Raw genomic sequence first — 21,406 nt, 5'->3', positions numbered from 1 at the left:
CTGGCACCGAACGTTTGCTGCATGTCGACAGTAGAACCCGCTCACGTATCCGGCTTGTTTCCGAACCATGGCTTGAGTGCAATCCGATGTTTCCGCAACGGTGATAGATACAGTGCGATACAAACTCGTCGATCTCGCCACGGATATACGGACGATAGCGACTTGATCGTTGACGGGTACGGACGCCGTGTTGTACGCAGCGCGTCAGGTGGTGAGATCACCGGTTGATGGGCATGACAGCCGCGATGGGTGGGAGACAGCCCGCTTCCACCGCGCCTTTTTGGTGGTGAATAAACGCGACGGATTTCCGTCCGGAAACACATTCTGACAATTTGCGTTCGTCGCCACGGCCCCTGAGCACGTTTTTCCGGCACCGACGGTTGGCACGTGCGCCAGTTCGATATGCTTGCCGCCTCGTTACGATTCTCGATCGTTTCGGACACTTATCTATTTGTTTCGTAAGCGTCCGATAACGGGGGAACGTGTTTGAGATGTTCAGGAGTTTGGATGACCGATTCATTTCTCGAGCCGCGACCCGTGGCGGACGCGCTCACCGACGCACCCGCGTCGAAAGCCGATACGCCGCCTGACGCGGCTGCTCCGCGCCCTGACCCGCCGCCGATCGTCGTTGGCCGCGTGGAAGGGATGACGATGTTCGCGAAGCACACGCCACTTATCTGCCTCAAGCAATTGCCCTTGCCCGGTATCGTGATCTTCGTGCACGGCGTGAACTCCGAAGGCGAATGGTTCGACGCGACGGAGGAAGGGCTATGCAAAGGCCTGAATCGTCGGCTCGGGCGACTGGACGATCAAATGATGTATCACGGCATCGATGCCGGGCAGTTGACGCCCGCGAAGTACACGGAAAGTGTGACGCCGGATGGGTTTCTGAATCCGAAGTTGCTGGCGAATAACTACATCAAGCCCGATCCGTCGTTCTCGCCCGTCATTCATTTCCGGTGGGGTTATCGGGCGACCGGCGCGGAACTGAAGGAATACGGCGACAAGATCTTCCTGAACGAGAAGGACTATTGGGGCGGCGGTCCGTTCACGAACGGCTGTTCGAGCCTGCCCGATCTCTGGCATGGCGGGCTGGACGATCGAACGATGGGATGGATGACGGTGCAAGGCATCAATCCAACCAATCGGCCGCTGTATCGCGCGCCGCCACGCGCATATGGTGTGCTCGCTGCTTTACGACTGGCCAGGCTGATCCAGTCGATTCGCCGAATGCAGGCCGACGTCCCATTACCGTTGTGTGCCATAGCCAGGGCAACATCGTGGGCCTCACGGCGGCGTTCTTCGGCGACGCTTTCCCCGATGTCGAAGATCCGTGGGGATGCAAGGGCCACTGTGTGGCGGACGCCTACGTGCTGGCGAATGCGCCGTATAGCCTTGCGAATGCGGACGGCCCCTACAAGTCCGACACGCTCATGGATACATGGTCACAACGCGCGACCAAAGATGCTCGCGGTCAACGCGGGCGGCAGACCTACGCCGCGCGCACGAAGACGTTCGGCAAGTTCTAATCGATCATCGGCGCTCGCAACGCATACGAACTGCCCGCCGACAAGATCGATGAAGACATGGAAAACGAGCGCGTCTCGCCGACGAGCAACCGGTCGTATGCGGCGCAAGAGGATCGCCTGCGGCACGGCTTGAATGGGTCGACGTATGGCCGCGTCACCGCGTATCGCTGTCCGCATGACCAAGTGATCTCTGCAGTCACCGTTCAAGGCATCGGCTGGCGCGGGATCAGCAAGCATGAACTCGACGATATCGGCGCGGCAGGCATCCTGACGCAGCGGGTGTTCGCATCCGGCTTTCCGGTCGGTGTGCAGAAGCCCTACCGATACTGGGAAGACGACTGGCGGCATGGCAAACCAGGAACGAAGCCGGGATTCTGGCATCCCCCATCGCCGCCAGCCAAGTTCAATATCATCGGAGCGATCAAAGGGAATGAAAGTGTCTTGGGGATGGCGGCCACGCTGGCAACCGCACCTTTCATGTTCGTCGTGACCGGTATCAGTTCGGCATTGAACATGCTCCGTGTGAACGCCGATCCGCCGAAGGACTGGACCGTGGTGGCGGATGCTCCGGCACTAGACGATCCGTTTCCGCCGAAGGCATTGCGATTCGGCAAGCCGGTCGAAACGCGGGACGGCGACGCGGTCAGCGACTTCAACGAAGGCAACGATCCGCCGGCCGCATGGCGTGACGCGAGCAAGACCGATGCGGACAAGCGGGCCGATGATCCCTACGACCAGTACAAGGCAAAGGACAAGGATAGCGTCGCACAGGGTACGGCAGAAACCGAGGCCGGACAGCGTTATGAAGATCGCGCGTTGATGCGAATGGAGGCACGTCGAACGCTGAACACCGAATGGCTTGATGGCGATGGCCACGTGATCGGCGAGGACGGCAAAAGCGCGATGCCGGACGGCTACAAGGAATGGCGCGACAAGCAGATCGTCGATTGGCTCGATCGTGGTGCGACCAACAGCCCGACCAACCACTCTACGACGATGACTAACGCGGAGCATGCCGAGAAGGCACTTGCATATGACGTTGCTGTGGGGCTGTGCTACCTGACACCCGATCAACTTTATGACTTGCGCATTGAGGCGGATTGGCGGATGGGGGACGGCATTCCCTTGAATAACTCGAACAAGAAATATGCCGAATATTTTGACTCCGGAAATCTTGATCGTACTTCGATATACGAATGGGTACATCTCAACGACAGCGAGGGAAAGATTCCAGACGCGATCGTGAATGAACGTGAAGATGAGTTCTATCTGAAGGTCGGGGGTGTGATTTGAAGACACTGATCGCTACATGGCCGCGACGGGCCGCTGTTGCCGTTTCGGCATGGCTGATCGCCACCGTGCTCATGGCCACGCTGATGGCTCACGTAGAGCAACCCGACCCTGCACATTTGGAAATAGGAGATTGGATGAAACGATTCGTTATCGTACCCGGCCTGGTCGCACTTATGGTGTTTCTGTTCACCACGGCCATCATGCGTCCGGCACAAGCTGCACCTGTCCGGGAGCCCGCAGAGAACGCAGCGCCAGCAGTGGAAGAGCCTGCAAAGCCGTTCGTCGCGCAGGTTGTCGGCCTGATGTGGCTGAATCCGTTGCAGCGGATGGACTATCCGACCGAATGGCAATTGTTGTGGGCACAAGGGCTTTCCGCACCGAACAAGAATGATGACATGGTGCGCACGAAGCCCGAAAAATTTTCGTCGCTTCGATCCATTGGCGCGTTGGTGTACGGCAACCGCGGTACGGAGACGTTCAACGGCTTCTACGCCAAGTACATTGATAAATTCATTCTATTGCTACGCTCGCGCTATTTCAGCAACGCAAAGTATTTCTATACAGTGAGTCCCGATCGCCAGAGTGACTGGCGCGAACTCGCCGGCATACATGTAGAAATTGCTGTTCCGCCCCGACTTGATCCGGCCTTTGCCAAGGCCCGCATGATTGATCGGATGATGACCTTCTTCGAGATCGGCCCGCCGTCACCCAAGACGCTTTGGAGCCGCGACACGCCTCCTGATATCCAGATCACGCAAGGCGACGCAAACGCCGGCTTTACATCGCTGAACAAGGCACTGGAATACTTGCAGGAAAACCCCGACAAGACCGTATGGGCGATGAACTGGGACGCGCCGAACTTCCCGCCCACGGATGCGCAGATCAACGAAAACCTGGTCGTGCTGTTCCTCGCCGGTCCGAACTTCAACACCGAGCGCGAACCGCTTGCCTGGATCGGCAAGGCCGCAACGGGCAACACGCAAGCGTTTCCGCCACAGGTCGGCACGACACGCGCCGTGCAGGCGTGGAAGACAACCATCAATCAGGCGGCTCGCAATGCCGGTGTCGCGGTTCCCGACCTCCAGTACATCTTCCACGACGCGGGCAAAGCCAGCGACACAGCGTCGTCACGCATCGTTTCCCTCGCACGGACGTTGACCGAAACTCTCCCGGAATACGACCACCCGAGGCAGACCTTCAACACGGCCGGGCTGCTCGGCGATATGGGAACCGGTAGCGCATTGACCAACGTCGCGCTCGCGATCGGCCGGATCAACCACTTCGGCGGTAACGCACTCGTCGCTGGCACGACCGACGCGGAGCACCCCGTCGCGGTCGTCGTCAGGCCGCCGTCGAAGCTCACGCCGATCGATCCGAACCAGGACTGGTTCCGCGCGCGCGGCGGAAACAACGCCTACTTGCCTTGGTGGGGACGCCGACACGATACCGATTACGGCATGCAAGGGTATTCATGGTGATGCGACGCGGCGCGGTGACTGGCTGGTTGCCACCGAGGCCGCCGGTCCGACCATTCGTGCCCGCACCCACCTCGAGATCGCAGGCGTGCATTGCCTCGCAACGCACGCCTGCGTGGTGACCCGGTGCTCGCCCCGATCAAGGCGCCAACCGCGTGAACACGAAATCGTGATTCTTCACGCGCGCCTGGTGACACGCAAAGCACGTCTGATGCTGACCGATATCGGCCGGCACGCCGTTGATGAAGCGCCCGAAGCCCCAGCCGCCCGTCGACGCGTAGCGGCGCGAATCCTTCACCATCACCTGCACCGTCGTCGCCTGGCCGGGCACCGTCGCCGGCGCGAACTCGTCCGACTGCTTGCGCTTGTACGCGAGCTTCACGAGGATCGTGCCGTCCGGAAACGGCAGCGTCGCCTGTTCGAGCGCGCGGATCGCGACGGGATTGCCGAGCACCACGCGCAATTCGTCGAGCGGTGCGGCCTCCTCGGCCGGCGCGACCATTTCCCACTTCCGGTAGCCGGGCGGGATCGTCACGCCATAGATCGGCGACGCGGCCTGCTTCGGCTGCTCGGCCAATGCGGCCGGGCCACTCGCCGACCACGCGCCGGCCAGCAGCACACCCGCGACGAGCGCACGGCGCGTACCGCGACGCATCACGCCAGTCCCCGCCCGCATCACAGATGCGCCACTTGCAGGATCGCATCGGCGAACGCCCGCGGTGCTTCCTGCGGCAGGTTGTGGCCGATGCCGCCGGTAATCGTCCGGTGCTGGTACTTGCCCGTGAACTTCTTCGCATACGCGGCCGGTTCCGGGTGCGGCGCGCCGTTCGCGTCGCCTTCCATCGTGATCGTCGGCACGGTGATCGCCGGGCCGGCCGCGAGCCGCCGCTCGATGTCGTCGTATTGCGCTTCGCCCTTCGCGAGCCCGAGACGCCAGCGATAGTTGTGGATCACGACGGCCACGTGGTCGGGGTTCTGAAACGACGCGGCGCTGCGCGCAAAGGTCTCGTCGGAGAACTGCCACTTCGGCGACGCGAGCTGCCAGATCAGCTTGTTGAACGCGTCTCGGTTCGCCGTGTAGCCGAGCTCGCCGCGCTCGGTCGTGAAGTAGAACTGATACCACCACTGGAGTTCCGCCTTCGGCGGCAGCGGGCTGCGGTTCGCCTGCTGGCTGCCGATCAGGTAGCCGCTCACCGACACCAGCGCCTTCACGCGCTGCGGCCACAACGCCGCGATCACGTCGGCGGTGCGTGCCCCCCAGTCGTAGCCGCCGAATACCGCGCTGTCGATCTTCAGCGCATCCATCAGCGCGACGATGTCGACGGCCGTCACCGCCTGCTGGCCGTTGCGCACCGTGTCGGCCGAGCGGAACGTCGTCGATCCGTAGCCGCGCAGGTACGGCACGATCACGCGATAACCGGCCGCCGTGAGCAGCGGCGCGACTTCCGCGTAACTGTAGATGTCGTACGGCCAGCCGTGCAGCAGGAACACGACGGGGCCGTTCTTCGGCCCGAGATCCGCATACCCGACGTTGAGCACGCCGGCGTCGATCTGGTGGATCTTGCCGAGCGACGCCGCGCCGGCCGCGCCCTTCGCCGTCGATGCATCGGGCGCCGGCTGCGCTTGCGCCAGCGAGCCGAACCCGAGGTCGGCAAGGGTCAGGCTGGCGAGTGTCGTCCCCAGGATCAGGCGGCGGCGGGTGTTCACGGTATCAGGCATGACTCGTTCTCCATTGTCGGTCGCTAAGGAAGAGATTCCGGTTTCGCTGCTTCACGCCGGCGGCGCATGACACCGCACCGCCGTGTGAATCGCTTCACCGGTTTTATATCCGAACCATCCGGATGCTTTGTATCTCAACGTATCCGTGTTCGGGTACGACATACAGCGATTCAAAATCGTGGCGGAAACGGGTGTGTCCGGTCGGCTGTTCACCACGCGCGACACGCGCCGAAGGAGACCTCAACCGACCCGCCAGACGACGTCAGGACACCAACCCATGGCGGAACTGCTACACGTCAAAAACGCGAGCCGGCATCGCAACCGGCCCGCATCCTCGCATCGCTTCCCCGCCTCTCCGCTTACGCACGCCGCAACGGCCGGAACCCGGCACGCACTTCGCGGGCAAACAGCTCCGGCTCTTCCCATGCCGCGAAATGCCCGCCCTTGTCGACTTCGTTGAAGTAGATCAGGTTGTGATAACTGCGCTCGGCCCAGCTGCGCGGCGCCTGGTAGATCTCGCCGGGAAACACCGTGATCGCCGCCGGCAGCGAGATGTCCACCGCGTTGAAGTTGTTCGAGTGATCCTCCCAGTAGATCTGTGCGGCCGATGTCGCCGTGTTGGTCAGCCAGTACAACGAAATGTCGTCGAGAATCTCGTCGCGCGGAATCGAGCGTTCGGGCACGCCGCCGCTGTAGGTCCACTGCGAGATCTTGTCGTACATCCACGCGGCCTGCCCCGACGGCGAATCGGCAAGCGCGTAGCCGACCGTCTGCGGACGCGTGACCATCATCGCCGAGTAGCCGCAGTTGTCGCGATAGAAGGTCGCGAGCTTCTCGTACGCGGCCTTCTCCTTCGGCGACAGCGATGCCGGTGCCGGCGTGTCGGTCTGCAGCAAGGTCGCGATATCCGGCGGCACCGTCGCCGGCATGTTCACGTGAATCCCGGCCAGGCCCTGCACGCGCTGCATCGCCATCCGGTGCGAGATCACCGAGCCGCAGTCGCCGCCCTGCGACACGAAGCGCGTATAGCCGAGGCGCGCCATCAGCTCGCCCCAGGCCCGCGCGATGTGGTCGGAGCCCCAGCCCGTCCTGGTCGGACGGCCCGAGAAGCCGAAGCCCGGCAGCGACGGCACGACGACGTGGAACGCATCGTCGGCACTCGCGCCGTGTGCGGTCGGATCGGTCAGCGGGCCGATCGCCTTCAGCAGCTCGAAGATCGAACCCGGCCAGCCGTGCGTCATGATCATCGGCATCGCGTTCGCGTGCCGCGACCGCACGTGGATGAAGTGAATGTCGAGCCCGTCGATTTCGGTGATGAACATCGGGAAACCGTTCAGGCGCGCCTCGCCCTTGCGCCAGTCGTAGTCGGTGCCCCAGTACTGCAGCAGCGCCTGCATGCGCGCGAGCCGCACGCCCTGCGATTCGTCCGCGACGGTCTCGCGGCCCGGCCAGCGCGTCGCGGCAATGCGGCGGCGCAGGTCGGCCAGTGCTTCATCGGGAATGTGTGCAGTAAACGGGCGTATGCCGTTGTTGCCGGTTGCCGCATGCAGCGCGGTGGGCAGCATCGCGGATACACCGGCGACCACGGAAGTGGCCAGCAGGTGGCGACGCATCGGGGAAAACGGTGTGGAAGACATCGCTCGGCATCTCCTTTCGTGAAGTGGAAAGTGAACATGCCGCGTGCCGGAGCGCGCCTTCGCTCTCATTCGGGCGCGCGCCGGCCACGCGGCGTTGCCCATTTGAAAGGTCTGATGTATCCGGGATTTGTCTGATTTGTACGCGTTTGTAGCAGCGATGCGACTGCCGTCGTCACATCAGGGCGCGATCCAGCGGCCTTCATAGCCGTCGTCGGTCAGGTCGAATATCGCGCGTCGATGGCCAGTGCTCGCGAGATCGAGCCAGTCGATGCGCGCCACGGTGACGTAGAGCACGCAGAAGTTCTGGTAACCATCATCGGTGGGCGTGGTGTTCCCGCTTGCCGTGACGTGCGCTTCTTCAGGCGACTCGATCGGCGTGCCCGGCCGCAACGGTGCGCGATACAGCAGCAGCGTATGCGGACGGCTCGATTGCCAGATCGCGCGCCGTTGCGCTTCGTCGTCGCAGATCGATGCAACGCCTTCCGCGCGAATCTGCACGAGCGCGTCGAGATCGTGCGCGACGATGGCGATACGCGGATCGCGGCGCAGCTCCGCAACCTTCTCCGACCGCGCATCGGTATGGAACGACAGCAGGCGATCGGCGCGGCTCACTTGCCGCAATACGATCGTGCGCACCTTCGGCGCGCCGTCGAGGCCGAGCGTCGCGGCCTGCAGCATCGTGAACGGCGAGCGCCGCGTGCCGACGCCGGACTCGAGGCAGGACCAAAGGCGGTCGTAGGTTTGCGTCAGCGATTCGGAAGCGGGATCGGACATGATGGCGCGGCGATCTTGCGGGATTCGATCGCGCTAGCTTAACCGTTTCGGCGGCAAGCACCGCGTGCTCCGTGGCTTGCGTTGCAAGCCCGCCGCCGCGTGGCTCAGTTGTAGCCGAGGATGACCGGTGCGGCGTCGCTCGCATCGGTCGAATCCGCGCCGAAGCGGCCGAGCACGTCGGCGACGTACTGCGGCCCCGCGCTGATCTGCGACGACTTGTGCTCGACGGGACGGATATCGGCCATGCCCGGCGCTTCCTCCATCCATGCGGTGTCGTTGATGACGATGTTCATGTTGTATCTCCTCACGCGGCCAGCGCCGCACCATACGCGCGCACCAGGCGCGCCACGCCTTCCCGGATCGCGTCGACGTCGGGCGCGGCGAACGACAGCCGCAGCGATGCGGCGTCGATGTTGTCGGCAAAGAACGCCTTGCCCGGCACGAACACGACCTTGTTCGCGATCGCCTGTTGCAGCAGCACGTCCGACGACACCGCGCCGATGCGCGCCCACACGAACATCCCGCCTTCGGGACGATGGAACGTGATCGCATCGCCGAAGCCGTCGCGCAGCGCGTCGCACATCGCGTCGCACTTGCGCTTGTAGGCCGCCGTGATGCGCGGCAGGTGGCGTTCCAGTGCGCCGTCGGCGAGATACTCGGCGGCGGTGGCTTGCGTCCATGGCGTGCTGCACAGGTCGACCGTCTGCTTCGCGATCACGCAGCGTCGCGCGATTTCTGCCGGCGCGATCGTCCAGCCCACGCGCAGCCCCGGCGCGACGATTTTCGACAGGCTCGCGAAGTGCACGATCCAGTCGCGCGCGCCTTCGACTTCGTTCGCGAGTGCGAGCATCGACGGCACCGGTTCGCCCGCGAAACGCAGGTCGCCGTAGGGATCGTCCTCGACGATCAGGAAACGGTATTGCACCGCGAGGCGCAGCAGCTTCAGCCGGCGCTCGCGCGTGAGCGTCGCGCCGGTCGGGTTCGCGAAGGTCGGGACCGTGTAGAGCAGCTTCGGCTGCACGATCGCGCCGGATGCGAGTTGCGACGCGAGACGATCGACATCGAGGCCTTCGCCGTCGACGGGGATCGTCACGATGCGCGCCTGTTGCAAACGCATCGCCGATAGCGTCGCCGGATACGCCGGTTGTTCGGTCAGCACGACGTCGCCCGGGGCGACCATTACGCGCAGCAGCAGGTCGAGGCCCTGCTGCGAGCCGGTCGTGACGAGCAGTTCGGCCGGCGTGCAGGTCACGCTGCGGCGCGCCATCAACGCGATCAACTGCTGCTTCAGTTCGGCGAGGCCGTCGGTCGGGCCGTATTGCAGGCAGCGGACCGGCTGCGCATACGCGCGTTCGGCGGCCGTGTTCAGGCCGTCGACGTCGAACAGGTCGCTGGCCGGGTAGCCGCCCGCGAAGGAAATCATCCCCGGCTCGGAGAGGTACTTGAACAGCTCGCGGATCGGCGAACCGGCAGGATTCTGGAATGAGGGCGTGAACGCGTACATGTCGTCGTGAGCTGGATGGCACGGACGGCCGGGATAGCCGCCAGATGCCGCCCGCCAACGCGCTTCTGGCGCAACGGCGGGAATTCGAGCCACGATTGTCGATAGTCATTAACGCCGCGGCAAACGATATCTATGCACTAGGTCTTGCAGTTTGGTCATTAATGGGGGGAGCGGGGATGTAGCACCGCACCCAAACAGCGACGACCGACCGAAGACGCATGGCAGCCCCCGCCCCGCCCCCGATTACCTAGGTAATTGACACCTATCGACCTAGGTAATTGTCGTCCCTACCATGGTTTTCGACGCGACCCCAAGCGCCCCACACCAAGAGGACACGACCATGACCACCCAGGACGTCGACACCAGCACGTTACGGCGCGTGATCGCCGCAGCCTCGATCGGCAATTTCGTCGAATGGTTCGATTTCGCCGCATATGGCTTTCTCGCCACCATCCTGACGCGCGAATTCTTCCCCAGCGGCGACCCGACGATCGGTCTCCTGAAGACCTTCGCCGTCTTCGCGGTGGCCTTCGCATTCCGTCCGCTCGGCGGGCTGATCTTCGGCGTCATCGGCGACCGGATCGGCCGCAAGCGCACGCTCGCACTGACGATCCTGATGATGGCCGGCTCGACGACCTTGATCGGCCTGCTCCCGACCTACGCGAGCATCGGCTACTGGGCGCCGTTGCTGCTCACGATCATCCGTTGCGTCCAGGGGTTTTCGGCCGGCGGCGAATACGCCGGCGCATGCGCCTACGTGATGGAGCACGCACCGCGCCGCCGCCGCGCATTCTTCGGCAGCTTCGTTCCCGTATCGACCTTCTCGTCGTTCGCTTGCGCGGCGGTGGTCGCCTATCTGCTCGAGTCGTCGCTGTCGTCGCAGGCGATGGTCGACTGGGGCTGGCGCGTGCCGTTCCTGATCGCGGCACCGGTCGGCCTGATCGGCGTCTACCTGCGCGTCAACCTGAATGAAACGCCCGCGTTCCAGGCGCTCGAAGGCAAGCACGACATCGCGCATGCCCCGCTGATGGAAACGCTGCATTCGCAGTCGCTGAATATCCTGAAGCTCGGTGCGTTCGTGTCCGTGACGGCGCTGTCCTTCTACACGTTCACGACGTACTTCGCGACTTACCTGCAAGTGGCCGGGCACCTGTCCCGCAGCACGTCGCTCCTCGTGACGGTGCTCGCCCTCCTCTTCGCAGCGGCGTTGTGCCCGGTCGCCGGCTTCTTCTCCGACCTCGTCGGCCGCCGCGCGACGATCGCCACGACCTGCATCTTCATCATCGTGTCGGTGTATCCGGCCTTCTCGCTGGGCGGCTCGGGCGTGTTGTCGCACTCGCTGACCGGCGTCGCGCTGCTCGCCATCGGCGCGGTGTTCTCGGGCGTGGTGACGGCACCGCTGATGTCGGAAGTGTTCGCGACGAAGACCCGCTATACGGCATCCGCGATCACCTACAACCTCGCCTACACGATCTTCGGGGGCACCGCTCCGCTCGTCGCCACGTGGCTGATCTCCGCGACCGGAACGAACCTGTCGCCTGCGTACTACCTGATCGCCGTGTCGATCTTCGCGATGATCGGCGGCCTGGCGCTGCCGGAAACGTCGAAGACGGCACTCGAAGAGGCCGGTCCGGCAACCGCGAGGACCGCCCGGCGCGGCGTCGAAGGCGCGGTTTGAGTACCGGCACGCAACACATCGACGCAGGCGATGCGGCGGAAGTCCAGGGCGTGAGCGGGGGGCGCGATTGCCGTGTCGTTCACGTCGGATGAGTGTCTTGCAAGCACTCTCGCTACAATCCGACAGGAGCGCCCCCAACCGATAGCCTGGGTCCGAACCCGGTTCGGACCTGTCGACCCGATGCCGAACATGACCGACACGATGCCCAGCCTCGACTACGAAGACCTCTTCAGGCATCTGCCCGTCGCGGCGATCGTGGCGAAAGAGCGCATCATGGTCGACTGCAACGAGAAGGCGCTGCAACTGTTCCGGGCGACCCGCGACGACATCGTCGACCAGTCGTTCGCGAAGCTGTATCCGCAGCAGAAGGACTTCGCGACGACCGGCCGCCGCCTTGCGCCGCTGCTCGCGAAGCATGCGGGATTCAGCGACGACCGCATCATGCGCCGCGTCGACGGCAGCCATTTCTGGGTCACCGTGTGCGGCTTCGGGTACAACTCGAAGCGGCCTTTCGAGCTCGCGATCTGGACGTTTACCGACCTGTCGGGCGACGCCAGGCATCCCGACGTCGCCAACACGTTGACCGATCGCGAGCGCGACGTCGCCGCACTCCTGGTTCACGGGCTCACCAGCAAGGAAATCGGCAAGGAACTGAGCATCAGCCCGCGCACCGTCGACATCCATCGTGCGAGCCTGTTGAGAAAATACGATGTCCGCACGACCCACGATCTGATCGCGTGCCTGCTGGCCTGAGTCGCGCGCGCCGGAACGACGCGTCCGGCATCCCCGCGCCAACAAAAAAAGCCCGGCAAAGCCGGGCCAATCAGTTGAGACACAAGGAGAATCCCGCCCACCCCACACCGGGCGGTCACGCCGCGCTACACGACGTTCTTTTCGACGATCGGCCGGTTGTCGAGCACACGCTCCCAGCCAAGCGACGACAGGTCGAGCGATTCGTATCGCCCGCCCAGGATCAGTTCACTCACACCCCGCCCCGTCGCGGGCCCCTGCTGAAGCCCGTGCCCGCTATACCCGTTCGCGAACACGACGTTGTCGAGCTCGGGGTGATACCCGATGATCGCGTTGTGATCGAACACGTTGTACTCGTAATACCCGGACCAGCAGTTCTCCACGCGCAGCGCTTCGAATTCCGGCACGCGATTCGCGAGCGTCGGCCAGATCACCTCGTCGAACAGGTCGTGATCGACCTCGTCGAGCGGCAGATCGTCGGGATCGCGATCCGGGCTCGGCGACGTCCCGCAGATATACGTGCGCCCTTCCGGCCGGAAATACACGCCGGTCGGATCGATCAGCAGCGGGCAGTCGGTGAGCTTCGCCGGCGACGACACGTTGAAGATGCTGCGACGCCGCGCATACACGGGAATGTCGATGCCCATCATCGACGACAGCGTGCGCGTCCACGCGCCGGCCGCATTGACGAGCGTGTCGCATGCGTAGCGCTCGCCATCGTTCGTCACCACATGCGTGATCTTGCGACCGTCGCGAACGACGCCGGTCACGTCGGCCGGCACGTAGCGCGCACCCAGCGCCTGCGCCTTCTTGCGCAGCGCCTGCACGAGCCCGTAACCGTCGAACCATCCTTCGCCGCTCACGCCATACGCGCCCGACACGAGATCGTCGACGTTCAGCCAGGGAAACCTCGCGCGCAGCGCATCGCGATCCATCAGCCGGATATCGGCACCGAGCTTCGTCTGCAGCGCATGGTTCTCGCGCAGCGTCGCATCGCCCGCCGGGGTCGCGAGAAACAGGTAACCGCCTTCATGCAGATCGATCGACGGCCGCGTGCCATCGACCTCGAGCCGTTCGCCGATCGTGCGCAGGAAGTCGATTCCGAACAGCGACATCTCGATCGACAGCGGCGTCGAGAACTGCTGGCGAATCGACGCGGCCGACAGCGCGGACGACGACTTCGCATAGGTGGGATCGCGTTCGATGACGGTCACGGACACCGTCGGATCGGTAGCACGCAGGAAATAGGCGATCGAGCTGCCGATCACACCACCGCCGACGATGACGACTTGAGAACTCACGACTGACTCCAGTTGCACGTGAAAGGCGCGGCCAGCCGGCCGTGCCCGAAAGTTGTTCGTGCCGCGTCGCGCGCGGCGCCGTGCGTGCGGACCATCCGGCGAATCGCCCCGACATGCGCCGCGATCGCATTCCATCGCTTTGGCTATTTCAGCACGTCCGGCGTCGCCGCGAAAGTCCGCGCGCGTTCGGGTATTCAGTCCGCCGTTTGCGTGGTGACGGGCTGCCACGCGGCGTTCTTCACTTCATACAGCGTCGAGCTCGGGTTCTTCAGGTCGCCCGTGTTCGTGAACGCGATCGTGCCCGTGATGCCGTCGTAGCGCGTGCCCTTCAGCGCGCCGTTGAAATCGGCCGGCTTCGGCGAGTTCGCCTTCTGCATCGCGTTGATCGCGATCCACGTCGCGTCGTACGCGAACGGCGCATACGCGAGCATGTCGACGCCGTACTTCTGCTTGAATTTCGTTTCGAACTGCTTGCCCTTCGCGAGACGCGACAACGGCTGCCCGTATTCCCACACGGATGCGCCTTCGGCCGCATTGCCCGCGAGCTTGATGAAGTTCGCGTTCATCACGCCGCCGCCGGCCAGGAACTGCGCGCGGATGCCGAGCTGGCGCATGCGCTTGACCAGCATCGCGGACTGCGCGTCGAGGCCGCCGAAGAAGACCAGGTCGGCATTCGTGCTCTTGATCTTCGTGAGCTGCGCGCTGAAGTCGACGGCCTTGTCGTTCGTGAATTCGCGCGCGACGATCGTGCCGCCGCTCGCCTTCGCGGCCTTCTCGAATTCGTCGGCTTCGCCCTGGCCGAACGCGGTGCGGTCGTCGATGATCGCGATGCGCTTCGCCTTGGTCACGCTCGCCGCATATGCACCGGCATTGCCGGCGTTCTGCGCGTCGGTCGCGATCACGCGGTACACGGTGCCGAGGCCGGCCCGCGTGATGTCGGGATTGGTCGCCGACGGCGTGATCATCGGAATGCCGGCCTTCGCGTAGATCTTCGATGCGGGCAGCGTCGTGCCCGAATTGAAGTGGCCGATCACGACGGCCACCTGCGCGTCGGTCAGCTGCTGCGCGGCCTGCACGCCGATGCGCGGATCGCTCTGGTCGTCCTGCGACGCGACGACGAACTTCACCGGCTTGCCGCCGATCGTCGTGTGCGCGGCGTTCGCCTCGTCGACGGCCATGCGCACGCCGTTCTCGATGTCCTTGCCATACGCGGCTCCGCCGCCGGTCAGCGGCACGGCCACGCCGACCTTGACGACCGTTTCCTGCGCGTGGGCCGCGCCTGTCTGGAACGCGAAGATCGCGGCGGTCAGTGCCATGCCGGAAAGCGAACGAATGCGGAACGTCATCGGCCAATCCTTCTTCTGTGGGTCGAATGCGACGCGCGACCATCGCGCGCCGGCGACCTCCCGCGTGCCGGTGATTTTTTCTGTCGCCGGGGCGTCGCCCAATGGCGCGTCGCCTGCCGGTCGATCACCGCGGTTCCGTCTCCGGGGAACCTGTCAGCGCGAAAGAGGTGAACCGATTGTGGGTAGCCAATACGCGTGCAGCAAACGAAATATCGGAACTATGTTGTGAGGAATTGTCATCAAGTGCCGATGCTGCCGACGGTACCCGGCCCGCGCGACGGCGCGCCGGGAAGGAGAAACATCAGGCGGGATGCACCCGCGGGCCGTTGCACCGAGGCGGCGCTGGTCATGCCGACGGCGCATCATCGCCGTGTCAGGCCACGGTGGCGCATCGCGCATCGCACGATTCGGTCGGCGGCGCATGGTGCCGGTCAATGCCTGTCGCTGCCCGTCTGCTTGCGCACCGCATCGGCCGCCTCGCCGGCCTTCTCCTGGCGCTTGCCGGCCTGCTGCTCCGCCACGCCTTCCGCTTCGGTCTCGCGGTCGCCCGTCACCTTGCCGAGCGCTTCCTTGACCGAACCCTTCACTTGTTTGAGCTTGCCTTCGATGCGATTCCTGTCCATGGTCGTCTCCTGCGATGAGTTGGGGAGAGAGCCGACGGCACGGCAGCCTGCGCCGCACCGCCGAGTGGACAGGATCGCAGCCGCGCGCCGCGCGCGGCAGATGCGGATGCACCAGCCTGCATGGTGCATTCGCACCGATGGGGGCAACGGCCGACGCCCGGCGTCAGTCCTTGCCGTTCGGGCCGCCCTTGTCGGCGCCCTTCTCGCCGCGCGAGCCGTTCGCATCGGCCGCGCCGACGATCCCGCGCTCGCGCGCCCACACGATCGCCTCGCCGCGGCTATGCACGTCGAGCTTCGCGTAGATCGTCGCGACGTGATTGCGGACCGTGTTGGGCGCGAGCCCGAGGCGGCCGGCGATCTCCTTGTCGGCGAGGCCGTGACACAGCAGGTCGAACACGTCGCGCTCGCGCGCGGTGAGATCCGCCAGCTGCGCGCCCGCGTCGGGCGCATTCGCGCGCCGCACGTTTGCGAGTTTTTCGATCAGCGTGCGGCTGAACCACGACGCATCCTGCATCGCGGTCTCGATCGCGTAGACGAGTTCCATCTCGGTGCGCTTGCGATCGCTGATGTCGAGCAGCGCGATCAGCAGGCAATCCTGCCCGTGAATCGCAACCGGTTCGGCCGACACGACGCAATCGCGCACGTCGCCGTCGTGCGTGCGGATCTGCACGTCCGCGTTGCGCACGTTGCCGTCGCGCGCGAGCTGGCCGTCGATCCGCTGCCGTGCACCGCGCTCGGCCCACAAGCCGATCTCGTCCGCGGACTTGCCAAGCAGATCGTCGCGCGCGCGGCCGGCCATCCCGACGAATGCATCGTTCACGTCGAGCAGCTCGAAGCGGCCGGCCGTGACGATCGCGGTCGCGACCGGCGCCATCCGGAATGCCTTCGCGAAGCGCTCTTCGCTCTGCCGCAGCGCGAACTCGGCCTGCTTGCGCAGCTCGAGATCCGTGAACGTAAACAGCATGCACGCTTCGCCATTCATGTCGATCGGCTGCCCGGCGACGACGACCGCCTTCGTGCCGCCGTCCTCACACTTCAGCACGGCCTCCATCTGCGGGATCGTCGCGCCCTCGCCCAGCCGCTCGATCGCGAGTTCGCGCCGTTCGGCCTGTTCGAGCACGTCGATTTCGTAGACGGAGCGGCCGAGCACGTCGTCGCGCGCGCGGCCCGTCATGTCGAGGAAGCCCTGGTTGACCTTCACGTAGCGCAGGTCGTCGAGCCTGCAGATCACGGCCGGCGCCGGGTTCGCGCTGAACGTGCGCTCGAAGCGGTCCTCGGCGCTCGCCCATTCGGTCGCGTCGTGCAGCACGAGCGCGAGACAGTCCGGCTCGCCGGCGGCGTTCGTCAGCACGAGGCTGCGGATCCGGTGGACCCAGCTCACGTTCTCGTCCGCAGCCGATTCGACTTCGACCGTCACGTCGCTGAACTCCTCGCCGGCGATCACGCGGTCCATCGGATAGTGACCGTCGCGCACCGGATGGTTGTTCCGGTAACGCAGCCGGAAGCGCTTGCGATACTCGGTGACGTCCGCACCGAGCGCATCGAGCTCGGTGACGCCGTGCATCGCGAGCGCCGCCTCGTTCGCCCACACGATGCGCTGGTCGGGTTCGATGAGGATCACGCCTTCGGTGAGCCCCGCGATGATCTGGTGCAACTGGCGCCGGTCGGTATGCGACTTGAGCACCTGTTCGTTGACTCGTTCGTCCATTGAATGGAGATCCACGTGATCGACATGATTGCCTCGGCGGCCGCCTGCGCGCCGGCGAGCGCCGACATCCGCCGGCTGGCGCGCGCCGCGATGCTCGCGTGCCGCCGATGCGATCGACCGGCGCGGATGCACGATGCGCCATAGTACATTCGCATGCGCGCCGCCTGCGTATGCCATCCCGCCGAGCGGCACGCGGCGCGACATCGGCGCCCGTCCCGCGTTGCGTTGGCCACGACGCACTTCCCGTTCCCGCCCCTTCGTTCCGTCCCCGTGCAAACGCACTAGCCGATCCGGTGAATTTGCGCGATGTCCGCGTGCGTTCGCGCCGGTACGCTGGTACTGCATCGGCGCTTATGCGCTGCTGACCTACCGCAGAGGAGGATCCCTGATGAAGCACCATCAGACACCCGATCCGACGCGGCCCGAACCGGCCCCGGACCATCCGCCCGAACCGTCGCCCGGCACCGATCCGCCAGTGCCGCTGCCGCCCGACGTGCCGCGCCCGGACATGCCGCCGCGCGAGCCCGGCTACGACACGCCGATCGCGCGGTAGCCCACGGCGCGATCGGCATTCATCGCCAATCGAAGGAGAACATCGTGAACAAGATCTCGCACCTTTCGACACTGCTCGCCGTCAGCGCGGCCTTCCTGCTTGCCGCGGCGCCGCTCACGAGCGCACCGGCCCAGGCGTCGTCGTCGGCCGACAACGGCGTGAAGACTGAATCGAACCAGCCCGTCACCGACACCTGGATCACGACCAAGGTGAAGAGCGAACTCGCGACCACCGAAGGCCTGAAGAGCACTCACATCAGCGTGAAGACGGTCGACGGCGTCGTCACGCTGTCGGGCGAGCTGCCGTCGAAGGCCGCGGTCAGGAAGGCCGTCGCCGTGACGCGCAAGATCAAGGGCGTGAAGCACGTCCAGGCATCCGGCCTGAAGGCACAGGCCTGAGTTGTCGCGCGGCCGAGCGCCGCGCTTTTCTCCCCCCTTAGGACAGGAGCACATGATGAACGAGGACAAGATCAAGGGCCAATGGAAGCAGCTGACCGGCAAGATGAAGGCCAAGTGGGGCAAGCTGACCGATGACGATCTCGCCGTCGCGGAAGGCAACCGCGACTATCTGCTCGGCAGGATCCAGGAGCGTTACGGCATCGCGCGGGACGAAGCCGAGAAGCAGATCAAGGATTTCGATCGCGGGCTCTGACGTGCCAGTCGTCTCACCCCGCCGCGACGCTTCCCGCGTCGCGGCAACGCGGAGGGCCGCGACATGGGCAAATATCTGATCGCCTGGCTGCTCGGCGTGCCGATTGGCGTGCTGGTGCTGTTCTACCTGGTCACGCACCTGTTCTGACGATCGCGACACCGATGCAACGCAAACGGGCCGGCGGCTGATCACAGCCGCCGGCCCGTCCATATTAATGCGTCGCGCTTACTTCGCCGCGTTCGCCGTCATCTTGAAGATGCCCTGCGCGTTGCCCGCATCGAAACGCAGGTCCGTCACCCAGCGGCGCGCCGCCTGATCGAACGTGCGACGGCGCGTGATGAATTCGTAGAACGAGCCCGGCACGTTGCGCTTCACCGTACCGCCGTCGCGCGTGCGGAACTCGCGCTCGACGATGTCCGCGCGATACGCGGTCTGGAACACGCGGCCCGAACGCGAGCGCTCGACTTCCGGCTTCATCGGACGGCCCTTCGCCTTCTCGTCGTCGGACAGCTTGAACACGTCCGTCACGCGATCGGTCGCGTGGTTGAACGCGTTGCCTTCGGTCGCGATCCACGCCATTTCGGCCGATTCGAGCAGCAGCGTCTCGTAGTCGAGTTCGTTCGGCAGGTCGTGCTGGCGCGCGAACGCACCGACGATCTCGGGCAACAGCGCGTGCGCGGCGTCGAGCGACAGCCAGCCTTCGCGTTCGATCTCCCACAACAGCGCGACGGCCGCCGGCGACAGCGGATCGCGCGACGAGCCGACGACGTTCGTCACCGCCTGCTGGAATTCCTTCGAGAAGCGCTCCGGATGCAGTTCGCTGACGAAGAACTGCGCGATCTCGTCCGGCGCGTCTTCATGCGCATACGCTCGGCCGGTCATGCCGAGCTTGTCGAGCGGATAACGGCCGTTCAGGCGGAAGCCGAGCGGACGCAGGATGCGCGTGAACGCGGCTTCGCCCGGCGGCAGTGCGCCCGTGTGCGGCCAGCGCACCGTGCGCAGCGCGCCGTGGTCGAAGTAGACCGAGCCGCCGTTCTCGACGGCATCGGCGGTGTACGCGCGGCCGTTCGCCGAACGTTCGAGCAGTCCTTCGAACAGCGCCATGTTCATCGCCTGCGCGACTTCCGCGCGCGTGACGACGTCGGTTTCCCATTCGTCGAGGATGGCCGGCATGTTCAGGGTCGCGAACAGGGCGTCGGTCTTCGCCTGTCCCAGCAGCTTCGTCAGCAAGCTCTCGATATTCGGATTGCGCATCAGGATTCTCGTGTTCGGGGGACCGCCGGCAAACGTGCCGGCAACTCGGATGGCCGGCCGCCCAGCGGGCGCCTGGCCTTGCGTGGGATGCATTATTCAAAGGGTTGCAGCGGGGCGTAAAGCGAGATTAAATTGACACGTGATGAGTTTTTGGAATTATTCGCGGTTCCCGCATTCGTCCCCCGGCCCGCTGCGGGCGGATCCGTTCGTCAGACAAAATCGGCAATGCGCAAATTCAAGATCCCCAACATGGGTGCGCTCGTGGCTTTCGAAGCCGCGGCGCGCCACGAGAGCTTCACGCACGCGGCAAAGGAGCTGTTCCTGACCGAAAGTGCGGTATCGCGACAGATCGCGACGCTCGAAGCGAGCCTCGGCGTCCGGCTGTTCGCGCGCGTGAAGCAGCGCGTCGTGCTCACGCGCGCCGGCAAGCTGTACGGCACGCAGGTGCGGCGCGCGCTCGAGGCGCTCGACCGCGACACGCTGTCGATCATCGCGCACGGCAGCGGCGGCGGCTACCTGGAGCTCGCCGTGCTGCCGACCTTCGCGTCGCACTGGCTGATCCCGCGCATCAAGAGCTTCTACGACCGCACGCCGGACGTGCGCGTGAACATGGGCAGCCGCACCGACCTGTTCTCGTTCGAGGACACGCACTTCGAGGCCGCGATCCACTACGGCAAGCCGACCTGGCCCGGCACGTCGTCCGACTACCTGTTCGGCGAGGAAGTCGTGCCGATCTGCTCGCCCGCGCTGCTCGACGGGCCGGTCGAACGCGTGGAGGATCTGCTCGCGTATCCGCTGCTGCACTCGACCACCCGCCCCGGCGCATGGGCGCAATGGTTCGAGACGCACGGCGTCGAGGACATCCGCACGATGCAGGGCGTGCGCTACGAACTTCACACGATGCTGATCAGCGCGGCCGCGGCCGGGCTCGGCATCGCGCTGGTGCCGAAGTTCTTCGTCGAGGAACAGTTGCAGCAGCTCGGCCTGATCGTGCCGTGCGACGCGGCGACGGTCGGCGATTCGGCGTACTACCTCGTGTATCCGACGGAGTTCAGCCACAGCAAGCCGCTGGAGTCGTTTCGGGCGTGGTTGCTGGAGCAGGCGAGCGCGTATGCGGCGCCGGGGCGGGACAACGGTGGCGATGGCGATGACGCCGATGCGGAGGATGACGAAGACGTCGAGTGATCGCGGCGGCCCGCGGCGGGTCCGGTGCGCGCCGGGCGGGCAACCCCGACCCGGCGCTCCGGGCAGCCGACCTCGCTTCGGCAGCGCGGCGGACCTTCTCTCTTTTTCTTCACTGCGTGGTTTTCTCTCAGGTTCCGGGGTATTTTTTCTGCGTCGCGCGCAGCCATTATCCGCCCAAACCGGCCGAAGTGAAACGTTTGCGCACGCGCTGAGCGGCTTATACCCGGCATTCGGACACAATCCTTCAATTCGCTTGCGCAGCATGCGGCCGCATTCGGCAAATCTTGCAATCGGCGCGGCGTTCCTTTTTAATGGAACTGGTTCCATTCCGCGTTTCGGCCATGCCGCCGCGTGACGCGTCGTCGTCCGCGCGTCATCATGCCGATTCAGGATCGAGGATCATTCAGCTCAGGATTCCGCATTGCC

At 64.9% G+C, this 21,406-nt stretch carries 19 protein-coding genes and 1 pseudogene; 9 read left to right on the top strand and 11 right to left on the bottom strand.

Annotated features, from left to right (window positions below; all coding sequences use genetic code 11):
* Window positions 1-507 precede the first annotated feature (507 nt).
* Both DIE06_RS38785 and DIE06_RS00415 read left to right on the top strand, forming a co-directional pair.
* Window positions 508-2,822, top strand: a pseudogene (locus DIE06_RS38785) (hypothetical protein).
* A 134-nt stretch (window positions 2,823-2,956) separates the two neighbouring features.
* Complete coding sequence (locus DIE06_RS00415; protein ID WP_124659657.1) at window positions 2,957-4,300, top strand: virulence factor; 1,344 nt, start codon at window positions 2,957-2,959, stop codon at window positions 4,298-4,300.
* A gap of 136 nt (window positions 4,301-4,436) precedes the next feature.
* Here the strand turns inward: DIE06_RS00415 and DIE06_RS00410 are convergent, their stop codons facing one another.
* The 6 genes from DIE06_RS00410 to DIE06_RS00380 all read right to left on the bottom strand — a co-directional run bounded on the left by DIE06_RS00410 (window position 4,437) and on the right by DIE06_RS00380 (window position 9,931).
* Window positions 4,437-4,973, bottom strand: a complete 537-nt coding sequence (locus DIE06_RS00410) for a cytochrome P460 family protein (protein ID WP_124659656.1) — start codon at window positions 4,971-4,973, stop codon at window positions 4,437-4,439.
* The gene (locus DIE06_RS00405) at window positions 4,973-6,016 is read right to left on the bottom strand and encodes an alpha/beta fold hydrolase (protein WP_124659655.1); all 1,044 of its coding nucleotides are present in this window, start codon (window positions 6,014-6,016) and stop codon (window positions 4,973-4,975) included. Before DIE06_RS00405 ends, DIE06_RS00410 begins: the two co-directional genes overlap by 1 nt.
* A gap of 359 nt (window positions 6,017-6,375) precedes the next feature.
* Window positions 6,376-7,653 carry an epoxide hydrolase family protein gene (locus tag DIE06_RS00395; RefSeq protein ID WP_124659653.1) on the bottom strand — a complete coding sequence of 426 codons (1,278 nt, stop codon included), beginning with the start codon at window positions 7,651-7,653 and terminating at the stop codon, window positions 6,376-6,378.
* Window positions 7,654-7,830: 177 nt separating this feature from the next.
* On the bottom strand, window positions 7,831-8,427 hold the full coding sequence (locus tag DIE06_RS00390) for a pyridoxamine 5'-phosphate oxidase family protein (RefSeq protein WP_124659652.1): 597 nt from the start codon (window positions 8,425-8,427) through the stop codon (window positions 7,831-7,833).
* A 104-nt stretch (window positions 8,428-8,531) separates the two neighbouring features.
* The gene (locus DIE06_RS00385) at window positions 8,532-8,720 is read right to left on the bottom strand and encodes a hypothetical protein (protein WP_124659651.1); all 189 of its coding nucleotides are present in this window, start codon (window positions 8,718-8,720) and stop codon (window positions 8,532-8,534) included.
* A gap of 11 nt (window positions 8,721-8,731) precedes the next feature.
* Entirely contained in the window at window positions 8,732-9,931 is a 1,200-nt protein-coding gene (locus DIE06_RS00380; RefSeq protein ID WP_124659650.1) for a PLP-dependent aminotransferase family protein, read from the bottom strand.
* Window positions 9,932-10,271: 340 nt separating this feature from the next.
* On the opposite strand from DIE06_RS00380, the gene DIE06_RS00375 reads away from it, so the two are divergent.
* On the top strand, window positions 10,272-11,609 hold the full coding sequence (locus DIE06_RS00375; RefSeq protein ID WP_124659649.1) for an MFS transporter: 1,338 nt from the start codon (window positions 10,272-10,274) through the stop codon (window positions 11,607-11,609).
* Between the two features lie 180 nt (window positions 11,610-11,789).
* Complete coding sequence (locus tag DIE06_RS00370; protein ID WP_124659648.1) at window positions 11,790-12,362, top strand: PAS and helix-turn-helix domain-containing protein; 573 nt, start codon at window positions 11,790-11,792, stop codon at window positions 12,360-12,362.
* A 125-nt stretch (window positions 12,363-12,487) separates the two neighbouring features.
* On the opposite strand, the gene DIE06_RS00365 is transcribed toward DIE06_RS00370, so the two are convergent.
* From DIE06_RS00365 to DIE06_RS00345, 4 genes are all read right to left on the bottom strand, one after another.
* Complete coding sequence (locus tag DIE06_RS00365) at window positions 12,488-13,660, bottom strand: FAD-binding oxidoreductase (protein ID WP_124659647.1); 1,173 nt, start codon at window positions 13,658-13,660, stop codon at window positions 12,488-12,490.
* A 194-nt stretch (window positions 13,661-13,854) separates the two neighbouring features.
* Window positions 13,855-15,006 (bottom strand): branched-chain amino acid ABC transporter substrate-binding protein, encoded by a 1,152-nt coding sequence (locus DIE06_RS00360; RefSeq protein WP_124659646.1) that lies wholly within the window; start codon window positions 15,004-15,006, stop codon window positions 13,855-13,857.
* A gap of 431 nt (window positions 15,007-15,437) precedes the next feature.
* Window positions 15,438-15,629 carry a CsbD family protein gene (locus DIE06_RS00350; RefSeq protein ID WP_124659644.1) on the bottom strand — a complete coding sequence of 64 codons (192 nt, stop codon included), beginning with the start codon at window positions 15,627-15,629 and terminating at the stop codon, window positions 15,438-15,440.
* Window positions 15,630-15,792: 163 nt separating this feature from the next.
* Window positions 15,793-17,337, bottom strand: coding sequence for a helix-turn-helix transcriptional regulator (locus DIE06_RS00345; protein ID WP_124659643.1), 1,545 nt, complete (start codon window positions 17,335-17,337; stop codon window positions 15,793-15,795).
* Between the two features lie 15 nt (window positions 17,338-17,352).
* Here DIE06_RS00345 and DIE06_RS38780 point away from each other — a divergent pair, with 15 nt between their 5' ends.
* The 4 genes from DIE06_RS38780 (at window position 17,353) to DIE06_RS00335 (ending at window position 18,541) form a co-directional block, all read left to right on the top strand.
* Entirely contained in the window at window positions 17,353-17,481 is a 129-nt protein-coding gene (locus tag DIE06_RS38780; RefSeq protein ID WP_260433500.1) for a hypothetical protein, read from the top strand.
* Window positions 17,482-17,725: 244 nt separating this feature from the next.
* Complete coding sequence (locus tag DIE06_RS38105) at window positions 17,726-17,890, top strand: hypothetical protein (RefSeq protein WP_185733319.1); 165 nt, start codon at window positions 17,726-17,728, stop codon at window positions 17,888-17,890.
* 44 nt (window positions 17,891-17,934) lie between these two features.
* The gene (locus tag DIE06_RS00340; RefSeq protein WP_124659642.1) at window positions 17,935-18,288 is read left to right on the top strand and encodes a BON domain-containing protein; all 354 of its coding nucleotides are present in this window, start codon (window positions 17,935-17,937) and stop codon (window positions 18,286-18,288) included.
* 55 nt (window positions 18,289-18,343) lie between these two features.
* Window positions 18,344-18,541: a CsbD family protein gene (locus DIE06_RS00335; protein ID WP_124660035.1), complete on the top strand. Its 198-nt coding sequence runs from the start codon at window positions 18,344-18,346 to the stop codon at window positions 18,539-18,541.
* 225 nt (window positions 18,542-18,766) lie between these two features.
* Here the strand turns inward: DIE06_RS00335 and DIE06_RS00330 are convergent, their stop codons facing one another.
* A complete protein-coding gene (locus DIE06_RS00330) occupies window positions 18,767-19,795 on the bottom strand; it encodes a DUF1338 domain-containing protein (protein WP_124659641.1) in 1,029 nt (342 codons plus the stop codon).
* A 225-nt stretch (window positions 19,796-20,020) separates the two neighbouring features.
* Here DIE06_RS00330 and DIE06_RS00325 point away from each other — a divergent pair, with 225 nt between their 5' ends.
* Window positions 20,021-20,980, top strand: coding sequence for a LysR family transcriptional regulator (locus tag DIE06_RS00325; RefSeq protein ID WP_124659640.1), 960 nt, complete (start codon window positions 20,021-20,023; stop codon window positions 20,978-20,980).
* The last annotated feature ends 426 nt before the right edge of the window (window positions 20,981-21,406 follow it).

The sequence above is a fragment of the Burkholderia sp. Bp8998 genome (assembly GCF_003854235.1).
Taxonomy (GTDB): Bacteria; Pseudomonadota; Gammaproteobacteria; order Burkholderiales; family Burkholderiaceae; genus Burkholderia.
This window is presented reverse-complemented; position numbering and strand designations above follow the sequence as displayed.

What these genes read in the sequence shown, in the direction of transcription:
- DIE06_RS00415 (WP_124659657.1), top strand. Translation starts at nt 2,957, where the DNA reads ATGAAACGATTCGTTATCGTACCCGGCCTGGTCGCACTTATGGTGTTT.
- DIE06_RS00410 (WP_124659656.1), bottom strand. Translation starts at nt 4,973, where the DNA reads ATGCGGGCGGGGACTGGCGTGATGCGTCGCGGTACGCGCCGTGCGCTC.
- DIE06_RS00405 (WP_124659655.1), bottom strand. Translation starts at nt 6,016, where the DNA reads ATGCCTGATACCGTGAACACCCGCCGCCGCCTGATCCTGGGGACGACA.
- DIE06_RS00395 (WP_124659653.1), bottom strand. Translation starts at nt 7,653, where the DNA reads ATGTCTTCCACACCGTTTTCCCCGATGCGTCGCCACCTGCTGGCCACT.
- DIE06_RS00390 (WP_124659652.1), bottom strand. Translation starts at nt 8,427, where the DNA reads ATGTCCGATCCCGCTTCCGAATCGCTGACGCAAACCTACGACCGCCTT.
- DIE06_RS00385 (WP_124659651.1), bottom strand. Translation starts at nt 8,720, where the DNA reads ATGAACATCGTCATCAACGACACCGCATGGATGGAGGAAGCGCCGGGC.
- DIE06_RS00380 (WP_124659650.1), bottom strand. Translation starts at nt 9,931, where the DNA reads ATGTACGCGTTCACGCCCTCATTCCAGAATCCTGCCGGTTCGCCGATC.
- DIE06_RS00375 (WP_124659649.1), top strand. Translation starts at nt 10,272, where the DNA reads ATGACCACCCAGGACGTCGACACCAGCACGTTACGGCGCGTGATCGCC.
- DIE06_RS00370 (WP_124659648.1), top strand. Translation starts at nt 11,790, where the DNA reads ATGCCGAACATGACCGACACGATGCCCAGCCTCGACTACGAAGACCTC.
- DIE06_RS00360 (WP_124659646.1), bottom strand. Translation starts at nt 15,006, where the DNA reads ATGACGTTCCGCATTCGTTCGCTTTCCGGCATGGCACTGACCGCCGCG.
- DIE06_RS00350 (WP_124659644.1), bottom strand. Translation starts at nt 15,629, where the DNA reads ATGGACAGGAATCGCATCGAAGGCAAGCTCAAACAAGTGAAGGGTTCG.
- DIE06_RS00345 (WP_124659643.1), bottom strand. Translation starts at nt 17,337, where the DNA reads ATGGACGAACGAGTCAACGAACAGGTGCTCAAGTCGCATACCGACCGG.
- DIE06_RS38105 (WP_185733319.1), top strand. Translation starts at nt 17,726, where the DNA reads ATGAAGCACCATCAGACACCCGATCCGACGCGGCCCGAACCGGCCCCG.
- DIE06_RS00335 (WP_124660035.1), top strand. Translation starts at nt 18,344, where the DNA reads ATGAACGAGGACAAGATCAAGGGCCAATGGAAGCAGCTGACCGGCAAG.
- DIE06_RS00330 (WP_124659641.1), bottom strand. Translation starts at nt 19,795, where the DNA reads ATGCGCAATCCGAATATCGAGAGCTTGCTGACGAAGCTGCTGGGACAG.
- DIE06_RS00325 (WP_124659640.1), top strand. Translation starts at nt 20,021, where the DNA reads ATGCGCAAATTCAAGATCCCCAACATGGGTGCGCTCGTGGCTTTCGAA.